This window comes from Pseudomonas sp. HP_01, from assembly GCF_055284355.1.
Window position 1 is genome coordinate 61288 of the sequence record NZ_JBTOPV010000010.1, and the last position, 13526, is coordinate 74813.

At 57.3% G+C, this 13526-nt stretch carries 13 protein-coding genes and 2 tRNA genes; 14 read left to right on the forward strand and 1 reads right to left on the reverse strand.

Translation table 11 applies throughout. The annotated features are described in order from the left end of the window. Positions 1-8 precede the first annotated feature (8 nt). Positions 9-317 (reverse strand): YhbY family RNA-binding protein, encoded by a 309-nt coding sequence (locus ACYAR8_RS07770; protein ID WP_074888472.1) that lies wholly within the window; start codon positions 315-317, stop codon positions 9-11. A gap of 107 nt (positions 318-424) precedes the next feature. Here ACYAR8_RS07770 and rlmE point away from each other — a divergent pair, with 107 nt between their 5' ends. From rlmE to rpsO, 14 genes are all read left to right on the forward strand, one after another. Next, complete coding sequence (gene rlmE / locus ACYAR8_RS07775; protein WP_065987607.1) at positions 425-1075, forward strand: 23S rRNA (uridine(2552)-2'-O)-methyltransferase RlmE; 651 nt, start codon at positions 425-427, stop codon at positions 1073-1075. Positions 1076-1264: 189 nt separating this feature from the next. Then, positions 1265-3175, forward strand: a complete 1911-nt coding sequence (gene ftsH / locus ACYAR8_RS07780) for an ATP-dependent zinc metalloprotease FtsH (RefSeq protein WP_108118907.1) — start codon at positions 1265-1267, stop codon at positions 3173-3175. Between the two features lie 8 nt (positions 3176-3183). Then, positions 3184-4035 carry a dihydropteroate synthase gene (gene folP / locus ACYAR8_RS07785; protein WP_463579548.1) on the forward strand — a complete coding sequence of 284 codons (852 nt, stop codon included), beginning with the start codon at positions 3184-3186 and terminating at the stop codon, positions 4033-4035. A 16-nt stretch (positions 4036-4051) separates the two neighbouring features. Beyond that, the gene (gene glmM / locus ACYAR8_RS07790; protein WP_463579549.1) at positions 4052-5395 is read left to right on the forward strand and encodes a phosphoglucosamine mutase; all 1344 of its coding nucleotides are present in this window, start codon (positions 4052-4054) and stop codon (positions 5393-5395) included. 66 nt (positions 5396-5461) lie between these two features. Further along, on the forward strand, positions 5462-6217 hold the full coding sequence (tpiA, locus tag ACYAR8_RS07795) for a triose-phosphate isomerase (RefSeq protein ID WP_074888486.1): 756 nt from the start codon (positions 5462-5464) through the stop codon (positions 6215-6217). A 4-nt stretch (positions 6218-6221) separates the two neighbouring features. After that, complete coding sequence (gene secG / locus ACYAR8_RS07800) at positions 6222-6605, forward strand: preprotein translocase subunit SecG (RefSeq protein ID WP_074888489.1); 384 nt, start codon at positions 6222-6224, stop codon at positions 6603-6605. A 44-nt stretch (positions 6606-6649) separates the two neighbouring features. Beyond that, positions 6650-6735: transfer RNA gene (locus ACYAR8_RS07805), tRNA-Leu, on the forward strand. 97 nt (positions 6736-6832) lie between these two features. Beyond that, a tRNA-Met gene (locus ACYAR8_RS07810) sits at positions 6833-6909 on the forward strand. A 128-nt stretch (positions 6910-7037) separates the two neighbouring features. Further along, positions 7038-7496, forward strand: a complete 459-nt coding sequence (gene rimP, locus ACYAR8_RS07815) for a ribosome maturation factor RimP (RefSeq protein ID WP_074888710.1) — start codon at positions 7038-7040, stop codon at positions 7494-7496. 59 nt (positions 7497-7555) lie between these two features. After that, a complete protein-coding gene (gene nusA, locus ACYAR8_RS07820; RefSeq protein ID WP_074888492.1) occupies positions 7556-9037 on the forward strand; it encodes a transcription termination factor NusA in 1482 nt (493 codons plus the stop codon). A 27-nt stretch (positions 9038-9064) separates the two neighbouring features. After that, positions 9065-11602 carry a translation initiation factor IF-2 gene (gene infB / locus ACYAR8_RS07825; protein ID WP_074888495.1) on the forward strand — a complete coding sequence of 846 codons (2538 nt, stop codon included), beginning with the start codon at positions 9065-9067 and terminating at the stop codon, positions 11600-11602. A 161-nt stretch (positions 11603-11763) separates the two neighbouring features. Continuing rightward, complete coding sequence (gene rbfA / locus ACYAR8_RS07830) at positions 11764-12162, forward strand: 30S ribosome-binding factor RbfA (RefSeq protein ID WP_463579550.1); 399 nt, start codon at positions 11764-11766, stop codon at positions 12160-12162. A 3-nt stretch (positions 12163-12165) separates the two neighbouring features. Beyond that, on the forward strand, positions 12166-13083 hold the full coding sequence (gene truB, locus ACYAR8_RS07835; protein WP_074888502.1) for a tRNA pseudouridine(55) synthase TruB: 918 nt from the start codon (positions 12166-12168) through the stop codon (positions 13081-13083). A 151-nt stretch (positions 13084-13234) separates the two neighbouring features. Further along, on the forward strand, positions 13235-13504 hold the full coding sequence (gene rpsO, locus ACYAR8_RS07840) for a 30S ribosomal protein S15 (RefSeq protein WP_037015114.1): 270 nt from the start codon (positions 13235-13237) through the stop codon (positions 13502-13504). The last annotated feature ends 22 nt before the right edge of the window (positions 13505-13526 follow it).

Consider the following 13526-nt stretch of genomic DNA (forward strand, 5'->3'; position numbering starts at 1 on the left):
TGACAGGATCAGTTGAAACGGTGGACGTTGGACAGCTGCTTGTTGACCTTCGGGTTCTTGCGATAGATCAGCGCCATTTTGCCGATGACCTGCACCAGATCGGCCTTGCCGACTTTGCACAGTTCAGCGATGGCTGCCAGGCGGCTTTCGCGGTCGAGGATGTTGAGTTTGATCTTGATCAACTCGTGATCGCCCAGCGCGCGCTCCAGTTCGGCCAACACACCTTCAGTCAGACCATTGTCCGCCACCATCAACACCGGTTTCAGATGGTGACCAATGGATTTGTATTGTTTCTTCTGCTCTTGAGTGAGCGGCATAATCTGACCTCTGCGTCTGATCTTGTAAAAAGCGGCGGCCAGTTTACCCGAGCGAGTCCGGGACCGCCCGGTTAATCGCGACTCGTCCTAATTTTTTGAGGTGCTCCGTGGCACGTTCCAAAACCAGCCATAACTGGCTTAAAGAACACTTCGACGACAAGTACGTCAAAATGGCGCAGCGGGATGGCTATCGCTCTCGCGCCAGTTACAAGCTTCTGGAGATTCAGGAGAAGGACAAAATCATCCGCCCCGGCATGACGGTGATCGACCTTGGTGCAGCCCCCGGTGGTTGGTCGCAGGTGACCAGTCGTCTGATTGGTGGCCAGGGCCGTCTGATTGCATCCGACATCCTCGAAATGGACAGCATCCCCGATGTCACCTTCATCCAGGGGGATTTCACTCAGGATGAGGTGCTTGCGCAGATCCTTGAGGCTGTCGGTAATACACAGGTAGACCTTGTGATTTCCGACATGGCCCCCAATATGAGTGGATTGAGCGCTGTGGACATGCCACGCGCAATGTTCCTCTGTGAGCTGGCGCTTGATCTGGCCGGCCGTGTACTGCGCCCTGGTGGTGATTTTCTGATCAAGGTCTTCCAGGGTGAGGGCTTTGACGTGTACCACAAGGACATCCGCAAGCTGTTCGACAAGGTGCAGATGCGCAAGCCGTTGTCGTCGCGAGATCGTTCAAGAGAGCAATATTTGTTGGGTCGAGGCTTTCGCGGCATAGAAGGCTCCGCAAGCGATGAGCGCCTTTGATCAAGCGATAGCTTTTTTCAAATGGCTTTATCAAGGGAGCGTAACCAACATCGTGTAGTCAAAGTTTCACAAAGGGTTACAGACGCCGCCTGCCACGCCTGTAGGATCTGTAGTACGTTAGGCCGGTAAATATCATGCGAGGCACGCTCCAGCGTGGAGCTTGCTTCAGAGGGTAGCTAATTGAACGATATGGCAAAGAATTTGATCCTGTGGTTGATCATCGCGGCGGTTCTCGTGACCGTGATGAACAACTTCTCCAGTCCTAACGAGCCGCAGACCCTCAACTATTCCGAATTCATCCAGCAGGTGAAAGACGGCAAAGTCGAGAAGGTTGCCGTTGACGGTTACGTCATCACCGGCAAGCGCAGTGATGGCGACTCCTTCAAGACTATCCGCCCGGCCATCCAGGACAACGGGCTGATCGGTGATCTGGTCGACAACAACGTTGTGATCGAGGGCAAGCAGCCAGAGCAGCAAAGCATCTGGACTCAGCTCCTCGTCGCCAGCTTCCCTATACTGGTGATTATTGCTGTCTTCATGTTCTTCATGCGCCAGATGCAAGGTGGTGCGGGAGGCAAGGGAGGGCCGATGAGCTTCGGTAAAAGCAAGGCGCGCCTGCTGTCCGAAGATCAGGTCAAAACCACATTGGCTGACGTGGCCGGTTGTGATGAGGCCAAAGAGGAAGTCGGCGAGCTCGTCGAGTTTCTCCGCGACCCGGGCAAGTTCCAGCGCCTGGGCGGTCGCATCCCTCGCGGCGTCCTCATGGTGGGTCCTCCAGGTACAGGTAAAACCCTGATCGCGAAGGCCATCGCGGGTGAAGCCAAGGTTCCGTTTTTCACGATCTCCGGTTCCGACTTCGTCGAGATGTTTGTCGGCGTGGGTGCAAGCCGTGTTCGTGACATGTTTGAGCAGGCCAAGAAGCACGCGCCCTGCATCATCTTCATCGATGAAATCGATGCCGTAGGTCGCCACCGTGGCGGCGGCATGGGCGGTGGTCATGATGAGCGCGAGCAGACACTCAACCAATTGCTGGTTGAGATGGACGGCTTTGAAATGAATGACGGCATCATCGTGATTGCCGCCACCAACCGCCCGGACGTCCTCGACCCTGCGCTACTGCGTCCGGGCCGTTTCGACCGTCAGGTCGTGGTGGGCTTGCCCGATATCCGCGGTCGTGAGCAGATTCTTAAAGTACACATGCGCAAAGTGCCAATGGGTGACGACGTTCAGCCAGGCGTTATCGCTCGCGGTACCCCGGGTTTCTCCGGTGCTGATTTGGCCAACCTGGTCAACGAAGCGTCGCTATTCGCCGCCCGCACCGGTAAGCGCATCGTCGAGATGAAAGAGTTCGAACTGGCGAAAGACAAGATCATGATGGGCGCTGAGCGCAAATCGATGGTCATGTCCGACAAAGAGAAGCGCAATACGGCGTATCACGAGGCAGGTCATGCAATCGTTGGTCGCGTTGTGCCAGAGCATGATCCGGTCTACAAAGTGTCGATCATCCCGCGCGGTCGTGCATTGGGTGTAACGATGTTCCTCCCCGAGGAAGACCGCTACAGTCTGTCCAAGCGTGCGCTGATCAGTCAAATCTGCTCGCTGTACGGCGGTCGTATTGCGGAAGAAATGACGTTGGGCTTCGATGGTGTAACCACCGGCGCTTCCAACGACATCATGCGAGCCAGTCAGATCGCTCGAAACATGGTTACCAAGTGGGGTCTCTCCGAGAAGCTCGGTCCTTTGATGTATTCGGACGAGGAAGAAGGCGGTTACCTGGGTCGCGGCGGTGGCGGTCAGAATGCTAGTCTCTCCGGTGACACGGCGCGTCTGATCGACTCCGAAGTGCGGAGCATCATTGATCAGTGCTACGGAACTGCAAGACAGATCCTCACTGACAATCGCGACAAGCTGGAAGCGATGGCTGATGCGCTGATGAAATACGAGACGATCGACGCTGAACAGATCGATGACATCATGGCAGGCCGTCCGCCACGCGAACCTCGCGACTGGGAAGGTGGCTCCGGGGATTCCGGCACCCCTATCGCACCTGTAGGTCCGCGTCCGGAATCGCCGATTGGCGGTCCTGCTGCCGAACACTAAGGTCTGACATGGCTTCTGCGCTTCACCCGACCCGGTTGCCTTGCGGCAACCGGGTTCTTGATTTATCCCGCACGCACGTGATGGGGATCCTCAATATCACACCTGATTCGTTCTCGGACGGCGGCCGCTTTGCGCAGCGAGACTTGGCGCTGCGTCATGCCGAAGCGATGATGCTGGCCGGTGCGACCCTGATCGACGTCGGGGGCGAGTCAACTCGGCCCGGTGCGCGATCTGTTTCTCCCGTTGAAGAACTGGAGCGCGTGGCGCCTGTCGTTGAGGCAATCAGTGCCGAGTTGGATGTGATCATTTCGGTAGACACTTCCACGCCTGCTGTCATTCGCGAGACCGCCCGCCTGGGAGCAGGACTCATCAACGATGTTCGCGCGCTTCGTCGTGACGGGGCGCTCGATGCCGCCGTGGCAACGGGCTTACCCGTATGCCTCATGCACATGCGCGGCGAGCCGACGGACATGCAGAATGACCCTCACTACACTGATCTGGTTGGTGAGGTCAGTGCATTCTTGCGCGAGCGCATGGACCAGTGTGTCGCGGCAGGCATCCCTGTCGAGAGGATCATCCTTGATCCAGGGTTTGGCTTCGCCAAGACCCTTGAGCATAATCTGAGCCTCTTCAAGCACATGGAGGCCCTTCATGTGTTGGGCCGTCCTCTGCTGGTCGGTGTTTCTCGCAAGAGCATGATCGGCAAGGTTCTCGACAAGCCTGTTGATCAGCGTCTGCATGGCGCGCTCGCGCTGGCCGCCATGGCGATGATCAATGGCGCAAAAATTCTACGTGTGCACGACGTCCCGGAGACGGTAGATGTGGTGCGTATGATTGCTGCTGTTCAGTCAGCAAAATAAGAAATCTGGAGCACCCATGAGCACTAAAAAATATTTCGGTACCGACGGTATTCGCGGTCGTGTTGGTCAATTCCCGATCACCCCTGATTTCATGCTGAAGCTGGGATGGGCGGCAGGGATGGCCTTCCGGAAAATGGGCGCATGCCGGATTCTGGTGGGTAAGGACACGCGCATCTCGGGCTACATGTTTGAGTCGGCGCTCGAAGCCGGATTATCTGCTGCGGGTGCGGACGTGATGCTCCTTGGTCCGATGCCGACGCCGGCGATCGCTTATCTGACGCGTACATTCCATGCCGAAGCGGGCATCGTGATCAGTGCGTCGCATAATCCGCATTATGACAACGGCATCAAGTTCTTCTCCGGGCAGGGCACCAAGCTCCCTGACGAGATCGAACTGATGATCGAAGAACTGCTCGATGCACCGATGACCGTCGAGGAATCCGAAAAGCTCGGCAAGGTGTCCCGTATCAACGACGCCGCGGGCCGCTACATCGAATTCTGTAAAAGCAGTGTTCCGACCAGTACCGATTTCGACGGGCTAAAGATCGTTGTCGATTGCGCTCATGGTGCGACGTACAAGGTAGCGCCGAATGTGTTCCGTGAGCTTGGCGCCGACGTTACTGTGCTGTCGGCCGCTCCCAATGGGCTCAACATCAATGACAAATGCGGTTCCACCCACATGGGGGCGCTACAGGCTGCCGTTGTCGAGCATGGTGCTGACCTGGGCATCGGGTTCGATGGTGACGGCGACCGCGTACTGATGGTCGACCATACCGGCGCGATCGTCGATGGTGACGAACTGCTTTACATCATTGCGCGCGACCTTCAGGAGCGAGGGCAATTGCAGGGAGGCGTCGTTGGTACCCTGATGAGCAACCTCGGGCTGGAGCTGGCGCTTGCGGATCTCAACATCCCGTTCGTGCGCGCCAACGTCGGCGACCGTTATGTCATCGCCGAGCTGCTTGAGCGCGATTGGCAAGTGGGCGGCGAGAACTCGGGCCATGTCGTGTGCTTCCGGCATACCACGACGGGGGATGCGATCATTGCTGCATTGCAGGTACTGCTGTCGATGAAGCGTACCGGGCAGAGCCTGGCGCAATCGCGCGAAGGCCTTAAGAAATGCCCTCAGGTATTGATCAATGTTCGCTTTGAGGGTGGAGGTGTCGATCCGGTCAAGCACCCCGCCGTCATTGAGGCCTGTGATCGTGTGACCGCCGCCATGGCCGGGCGTGGACGTGTGCTTCTGCGCAAGTCCGGGACCGAGCCGCTGGTGCGTGTGATGGTCGAGGGCGAGGACGAAATCGTGGTGCGCGGGTATGCCGATCAACTGGCAAAACTGGTTGCTGAAGTTTGCGCCTGATTTCGGCTTGCCAGTGTTGAAACTGTTGGGTAACATCTGCGCCCACTTTGACCGACGAGGTACAGCATGCGTCGCCCTATGGTAGCTGGTAACTGGAAGATGCACGGTACCCGCGCCAGCGTCGCTGAGCTGATCGAGGGTCTTGCAAATCTCGCCCTTCCGGGTGGCGTAGATGTGGCGGTCTTCCCGCCAAGCCTGCACGTGAGTCTTGTGGTTGATTGCCTGGAAGGGCAGTCGATCTCTGTCGGTGCGCAGAATTGCGCCCCTCAGGCCGGGCAGGGCGCGTTGACTGGAGAAGTGTCGTCGACTCAGTTGGCTGATGCAGGTTGCAAGTTCGTGCTCGTGGGGCACTCGGAGCGTCGCCAGATAATGGGCGAAAGCAATGAGGTTCTGAATCGCAAGTTCGAGGCTGCTCAGGCAGCAGGCTTGATCCCGATACTGTGCATTGGTGAGACGCTCGAAGAGCGAGAAGCCGGCAAGACGCTCGAAGTGGTTGGTCAGCAGCTTGGCAGCATCATCGAAGAACTTGGTATTGGTGCTTTCGTTAATGCGGTCATTGCTTATGAGCCAGTCTGGGCAATTGGTACCGGACTGACTGCCTCGCCGGAACAGGCGCAGGAAGTGCATGCAGCGATTCGTGCGCAGTTGAAGAAAGAGAATTCTGAAGTCGCACAAGGTGTGCGTCTTCTATATGGCGGCAGCGTGAAGGCGGCCAATGCGGTCGAACTGTTCGGCATGCCGGATATCGATGGAGGCCTCATTGGTGGCGCCTCCCTGAATGCAGATGAGTTCGGTGCGATCATTCGCGCCGCGGGAAACTGAAAAAATGCTGGAAACAGTCGTAGTCGTTCTTCATCTGCTGGGTGCTCTGGGCGTTGTTGCTCTGGTTTTGCTGCAGCAGGGTAAAGGTGCTGACGCTGGCGCATCATTTGGAGCAGGTGCATCAAATACTGTGTTCGGTGGGCAAGGTTCCTCTACCTTTCTCAGTAAACTTACTGCTATACTTGCCGCCTGTTTCTTCATGACCAGCTTAGGGTTAGGTTACTTTGCTAAAGAGAAAGCTCACCAGCTGACTCAAGTAGGTTTGCCAAATCCAGCGGTACTGGAAGTGAAGCAAAAGCCGGCAGCAGATGATGTTCCGGTTCTGGAAGGGCAACAGAAACCAGCTGCAGTACCTGCTGATGTTCCTGCTACACCAGAGCAGAAGTAATACCGGATTCGCAGCTGTTTTTGGGGCTGCAAAAGAGTTGTAATGCCGAGGTGGTGGAATTGGTAGACACGCAACCTTGAGGTGGTTGTGCCCATAGGGTGTAGGGGTTCGAGTCCCCTTCTCGGTACCAATTAACAAGAAAGCCCGCAGTAGCGGGCTTTCTTGTAGGTGGATGTGTCGGATTGACCCAGATTTGGATCGGTCGTATACTTCCGCCCCAGCTTTGTCGCGGGGTGGAGCAGTCTGGTAGCTCGTCGGGCTCATAACCCGAAGGTCGTTGGTTCAAATCCAGCCCCCGCAACCAGTTTTAGCGGAGCCCCTTTTCAGGGGCTTTTTGTTAGCTGGACACTTTATGACGCCGCTATTCGCAGGCGTTTTTCATGATTGGGCTTTTGCCCATTTTTTATTTGCAGCATGCACGAGGGGGTTCAGGTGTCGAGCAAGCTAGAAGAGTTGCAGGCCTTGCTGGCCCCGGTGGTCGTGGCCCTAGGCTATGAATGCTGGGGTATCGAGTATTCGTCTCAAGGGCGCCACTCGATGTTGCGCGTCTATATCGATAAAGAAGGCGGCGTGTTGGTGGACGATTGCGCGATCGTCAGCCGTCAGGTCAGCGGTATTCTGGATGTAGAAGATCCGATCAGCTCCGAATACACGCTCGAAGTTTCCTCTCCAGGCATGGAACGCCCACTGTTCACCATTGAGCAGTTTGCGGAGTTTGCCGGGGCACAAGTGAAGATAAAGCTGCGTTCACCCTTTGAAGGTCGACGCAACTTTCAAGGCCTTCTCCGCGGGGTGGAGGAGCAGGACGTCGTGGTTCAGGTTGAAGATCACGAGTTTCTGTTGCCGATCGATCTGATCGACAAAGCCAACATTATTCCCACGTTTGACTAAGACGTGCCAGATACAGCGGATCCCGCGGATCCAATGGCTTGCGAAAGGCGAGGCGTACGATGAGCAAAGAAGTACTGCTGGTTGTTGAATCGGTATCCAATGAAAAAGGCGTACCGGCCGATGTGATTTTTGAAGCGCTTGAGATAGCTCTGGCTACGGCCACCAAGAAGCGTTTTGAAGACGAAGTAGACCTGCGTGTCGAGATCAATCGTCATACAGGTGCCTATGAGACTTTCCGTCGTTGGACCGTCGTCGAAGAAGACGATCTCGACGACCCGGCGATCGAAACGTGGCCGAGCAAGGTTGCCCTGACGCATCCGGGTGCCAACGTTGGCGACGTAGTAGAAGAAAAGATCGATTCCATCGAGTTCGGCCGCATCGCCGCGCAGACTGCCAAGCAAGTCATTGTGCAGAAAGTTCGCGAAGCCGAGCGAGCTCAAGTCGTGGACGCCTATCGTGAGCGTCTGGGCGAAATCATTTCCGGCACTGTTAAAAAAGTTACACGTGACAATGTCATCGTCGACCTTGGCAACAATGCCGAAGCTCTGCTGGCGCGTGAAGACATCATTTCGCGGGAGACTTTCCGCGTAGGTGTCCGCGTCCGTGCTTTGCTCAAAGAGATCCGCACCGAAAACCGCGGCCCTCAGCTGATCCTGTCGCGTACCGCGCCGGAAATGTTGATCGAGCTGTTCCGGATTGAAGTTCCGGAAATCGCTGAAGGACTCATCGAGGTGATGGCTGCCTCTCGTGATCCTGGTTCGCGTGCAAAGATCGCAGTTCGCTCCAAGGACAAACGCATTGACCCGCAGGGCGCGTGCATCGGCATGCGTGGTTCGCGCGTGCAGGCTGTTTCCGGCGAGTTGGGCGGCGAGCGTGTGGATATCGTGCTTTGGGACGATAACCCGGCGCAGTTCGTCATCAATGCCATGTCGCCTGCCGAAGTGGCAGCGATCATCGTTGATGAAGATGCCCACGCCATGGACATCGCTGTAGGCGCAGATAACCTCGCCCAGGCGATTGGCCGCGGTGGCCAGAACGTGCGGTTGGCCAGTCAGTTGACTGGCTGGACCCTTAACGTGATGACCGAATCGGACATCCAGGCCAAGCAGCAAGCGGAAACCGGTGACATCCTGCGCAACTTTATCGACGAGCTGGAAGTCGATGAGGATCTCGCTCAGGTTCTGGTAGACGAAGGCTTCACCAGCCTGGAAGAGATTGCCTACGTACCGTTGGAAGAAATGCTCAACATCGACGGCTTTGACGAAGATACCGTCAACGAGCTTCGCGCTCGTGCCAAGGATCGTTTGTTGACTAAAGCCATCGCTACTGAGGAAAAGCTGGCAGACGCCCATCCGGCCGAAGACCTGCTCTCGCTTGAGGGTATGGACAAGGATTTGGCGATGGAACTGGCGGTGCGCGGCGTAATTACCCGCGAAGACCTGGCCGAGCAGTCTATTGACGATCTGCTCGACATCGACGGCATTGACGATGATCGTGCCGGCAAGTTGATCATGGCCGCCCGAGCCCATTGGTTCGAGTAAGTAGATGCGGCCTGAGGAGAGAAGTGCATGACGCAAGTCACGGTGAAAGAACTGGCCAAGACGGTCGACACACCGGTAGAGCGCCTGTTACAGCAGATGCGTGAGGCAGGTTTGCCGCACAACGCCGCCGAACAAGTTGTGACCGATATCGAAAAACAAGCCCTGTTGACGCACCTGAAAAGCGGTCACAAGGCCAAGGTGGAAGAGCCGCGCAAGATCACTTTGCAGCGCAAGACCACCAGTACCCTCCGCGTTGCTGGCAGCAAAAGCATCAGCGTTGAAGTACGCAAAAAGAAAGTCTTTGTTCAGCGCAGCCCGGAAGAAATCGAAGCCGAACGCAAGCGCGAGCTGGACGAACGTCGTGCGGTAGAAAATGCCGCTCGTCAAAAGGCTGAAGAAGAATCCCGTCAGCGTGCCGAAGAAGAAGCGCGCCGTCAGCCTTCGTCGGGTGCCCCTGCAACTGACGCCGTTGCGGCGCCGGCACCTGCATCGCAAGCTGCCGAGCCAGCCCGGGAAACTCCGGCTGCGGCACCTGCACCTGCACCTGCACATGTCGTTGATCGCAAGAAAGACGAACAGCGTCGCCCTGACAAACCACGCAACGACGACAACAATCGTCGCAGCGGCGGCGGTGGTGATGGCGATCGCAAGAACGCTCCGCATCGTGCGTCGGTCAAGGAAAAGGCGCCAACGCCACGCGTTGCTCCTCGTACTACCGATGAAGAAAGCGATGGCTTCCGTCGCGGCGGTCGCGGCAAGGCCAAGCTGAAGAAGCGCAACGCGCACGGTTTCCAGAGCCCTACCGGCCCTGTCGTTCGTGAAGTGAAGATCGGCGAAACCATCAGCGTGGGCGATCTCGCTCAGCAGATGTCGGTCAAAGCTGCCGAGATCATCAAGTTCATGTTCAAGCTGGGTACTCCGGCCACCATCAACCAGGTTCTGGATCAGGAAACTGCCCAGCTGGTCGCTGAAGAACTGGGCCACAAAGTGACCCTGGTCAGCGACACCGCGCTGGAAGATTCCTTGGCCGAGTCCCTGAAGTTCGAAGGTGAGACGTTCTCCCGTGCGCCGGTTGTAACGGTCATGGGTCACGTTGACCACGGTAAGACCTCGCTGCTCGACTACATCCGTCGTGCGAAGGTTGCTGCTGGCGAAGCCGGTGGTATCACTCAGCACATCGGTGCGTACCACGTAGAAACCGAGCGTGGCATGGTGACGTTCCTCGATACCCCGGGTCACGCTGCGTTTACCGCAATGCGTGCCCGCGGTGCCAAGGCGACCGACATCGTGATTCTGGTTGTCGCTGCCGACGACGGCGTAATGCCGCAGACCATCGAAGCCGTGCAACACGCCAAGGCTGCCGGTGTTCCGCTGGTTGTTGCCGTGAACAAGATCGACAAGCCGGGCGCTGACCTGGACCGTATCCGCAGTGAACTGTCGGTTCACGGCGTGACGTCTGAAGAGTGGGGCGGCGAGACACCTTTCGTCTCGGTCTCCGCGAAGATGGGTACCGGCGTTGACGAGCTGCTTGAAGCCGTTCTGCTGCAGGCCGAAGTTCTGGAATTGATGGCAACGCCGTCGGCTCCGGGTCGTGGTGTTGTAGTTGAATCGCGTCTGGACAAGGGCCGCGGCCCGGTTGCGACTGTTCTGGTTCAGGACGGTACGCTGCGTCAGGGCGACATGGTTCTGGTTGGCTCCAACTACGGTCGCGTTCGGGCGATGCTCGACGAGAACGGCAAGCCAATCAAAGAAGCCGGTCCGTCGATCCCTGTCGAGATTCTCGGCCTGGACGGTACGCCGGACGCTGGCGACGAGATGAGCGTTGTTGCCGACGAGAAGAAAGCCCGTGAAGTGGCTCTGTTCCGTCAAGGCAAGTTCCGCGAAGTCAAGCTGGCCCGCGCTCACGCTGGCAAGCTGGAAAACATCTTCGAGAACATGGGTCAGGAAGAGAAGAAGACGCTCAACATCGTCCTCAAATCCGATGTCCGTGGTTCTCTGGAAGCGTTGCAGGGTGCATTGAATGGCCTGGGTAACGACGAAGTGCAAGTGCGTGTAGTGGGCGGCGGTGTCGGTGGTATCACCGAAAGCGACGCCAACCTGGCACTGGCCTCCAACGCTGTACTGTTCGGCTTCAACGTGCGTGCCGATGCTGGCGCACGCAAGATCGTCGAGCAGGAAGGTCTGGATATGCGTTACTACAACGTCATCTACGACATCATCGAAGACGTCAAGAAGGCCCTCACCGGCATGCTTGGCAGTGACGTTCGCGAGAACATCCTGGGTATCGCTGAAGTCCGCGACGTGTTCCGCTCGCCGAAATTCGGCGCGATCGCAGGTTGCATGGTCATCGAAGGCGTTGTCTTCCGTAACCGTCCAATCCGTGTACTGCGTGAAGACATCGTTATCTTCGAAGGCGAGCTGGAATCCCTGCGTCGCTTCAAGGATGACGCTTCCGAAGTACGTGCCGGCATGGAGTGCGGTATTGGCGTCAAGAGCTACAACGACGTCAAGGTCGGGGACAAGATCGAAGTCTTCGAGAAGGTCCAAGTGGCTCGCAGCCTCTAAATCGCGAGCTTCAGGAGTCATGGCAGGCGCAGCATGAAAATGCCCCGCGCCGGTCATGGACTCTAAACGCAACGCCCGGTCCGGCTCTCGCCAGGCCGGGCGTTTGCCGCTTTCAGACCACATGGCTTTTGCCATGGGTCAGCAGTGACAGGTAACAAGACATGGCAAAAGAATACAGCCGTACCCAGCGTATCGGCGATCAGATGCAGCGTGAGCTGGCACAGCTGATCCGTCGTGAAATCAAAGACCCCCGCGTGGGGCTGGTCACCATCACCGCCGTCGATGTCAGCCGTGACGTTGGCCACGCGAAAATCTTCATGACCGTGATGGGGCAGGACAGCGCCGAAGAAATCGCGCAGTCGATCAAGGTGCTCAATGCTGCTGCAGGCTTCCTGCGCATGCAGCTGGCGCGTGAGATGAAGCTGCGCAGCGTTCCGCAACTGCATTTCCATTACGACGAAAGCGTTGCCCGTGGCGCGCATTTGTCGGCATTGATCGAGCGTGCAGTGGCTGAAGACGGTCAGCACCAGGCGCCTAAGCAAGACGGTTCGGAGGAATAAGGCGTGGCTCAGGTCAAGCGTATTCGCCGTAACGTCAGCGGTATCATCCTGCTCGACAAGCCGCTGGGCTTCACGTCCAACGCCGCGCTGCAAAAAGTGCGCTGGTTGCTCAACGCAGAAAAAGCCGGCCACACGGGCAGTCTTGATCCGCTGGCAACCGGCGTTTTGCCGCTGTGTTTCGGTGAAGCGACCAAGTTTTCCCAGTATCTGCTCGATTCCGACAAGGGTTATGAAACCCTGATGCAGCTCGGCAAGACCACCACTACGGCCGATGCCGAGGGTGAGGTTTTGCAGACGCGGCCTGTGACCGTTGGTCGCTCGGATATCGAAGCGGTGCTTCCGGCATTTCGCGGGGATATCAGTCAGATACCGCCGATGTACTCTGCCCTCAAGCGGGACGGTCAGCCTTTATACAAGCTGGCCCGGGCAGGGGAAGTGGTGGAGCGCGAACCGCGTTCTGTTACTATTGCGCGCCTGGAATTATTGGCGTGCGAAGGTGACACCGCTCGTTTGGCTGTCGACTGCACCAAAGGCACCTATATCCGTACCCTCGTGGAAGATATCGGTGAAAAGCTGGGCTGCGGTGCTTACGTTGCCCAGTTGCGTCGTACCCAGGCCGGCCCCTTCACGCTGGCCCAGACGGTAACGCTGGAAGAGCTGGAAGCGGTGCATGCCGAAGGCGGGAACGAAGCAGTTGATCGCTTCCTGATGCCATCGGACAGCGGTTTGCTGGACTGGCCGCTGCTGCAGTTCTCGGAGCACAGTTCGTTTTACTGGCTGCATGGTCAGCCAGTAAGAGCCCCCGACGCGCCGAAGTTTGGCATGGTGCGGGTGCAGGATCATGAAGGGCGCTTCATCGGTATCGGTGAAGTGAGTGAAGACGGGCGCATTGCGCCTCGTCGACTGATTCGGTCAGAGTGACCGGACCCGTCGCGGCAGGGTTTCCTGGCACGGCGGTACGAGGGTGGCTGTTAACAGGCATGGTCACTCCTCACATTTAAATACGAGAGTCAGCTCTCGGCCTGTTGAAGCCGTCTCCCCGGAGCGGTTTCTTGATAAAAGGAATGCCCACATGGCACTCAGCGTTGAAGATAAAGCTCAGATCGTAACCGACTACCAGCAAGCTGTTGGTGATACTGGTTCGCCAGAAGTGCAAGTTGCACTGCTGACCGCCAACATCAACAAACTGCAAGGCCACTTCAAGGCCAACGGCAAGGATCACCACTCCCGTCGTGGTCTGATCCGTATGGTAAACCAGCGTCGCAAGCTGCTGGATTACCTGAAAGGTAAGGACGTTAGCCGTTACAGCGCCCTGATCGGTCGTCTGGGTCTGCGTCGCTAATAACGACTCGGATAGAGGTTGG

Bases quoted from the DNA above. Each gene is read 5' to 3' on its own strand.
- nusA (WP_074888492.1), top strand. From the start codon at position 7,556: ATGAGCAAAGAAGTACTGCTGGTTGTTGAATCGGTATCCAATGAAAAA.
- glmM (WP_463579549.1), top strand. From the start codon at position 4,052: ATGAGCACTAAAAAATATTTCGGTACCGACGGTATTCGCGGTCGTGTT.
- infB (WP_074888495.1), top strand. From the start codon at position 9,065: ATGACGCAAGTCACGGTGAAAGAACTGGCCAAGACGGTCGACACACCG.
- ACYAR8_RS07770 (WP_074888472.1), bottom strand. From the start codon at position 317: ATGCCGCTCACTCAAGAGCAGAAGAAACAATACAAATCCATTGGTCAC.
- secG (WP_074888489.1), top strand. From the start codon at position 6,222: ATGCTGGAAACAGTCGTAGTCGTTCTTCATCTGCTGGGTGCTCTGGGC.
- ftsH (WP_108118907.1), top strand. From the start codon at position 1,265: ATGGCAAAGAATTTGATCCTGTGGTTGATCATCGCGGCGGTTCTCGTG.
- rpsO (WP_037015114.1), top strand. From the start codon at position 13,235: ATGGCACTCAGCGTTGAAGATAAAGCTCAGATCGTAACCGACTACCAG.
- tpiA (WP_074888486.1), top strand. From the start codon at position 5,462: ATGCGTCGCCCTATGGTAGCTGGTAACTGGAAGATGCACGGTACCCGC.
- folP (WP_463579548.1), top strand. From the start codon at position 3,184: ATGGCTTCTGCGCTTCACCCGACCCGGTTGCCTTGCGGCAACCGGGTT.
- rbfA (WP_463579550.1), top strand. From the start codon at position 11,764: ATGGCAAAAGAATACAGCCGTACCCAGCGTATCGGCGATCAGATGCAG.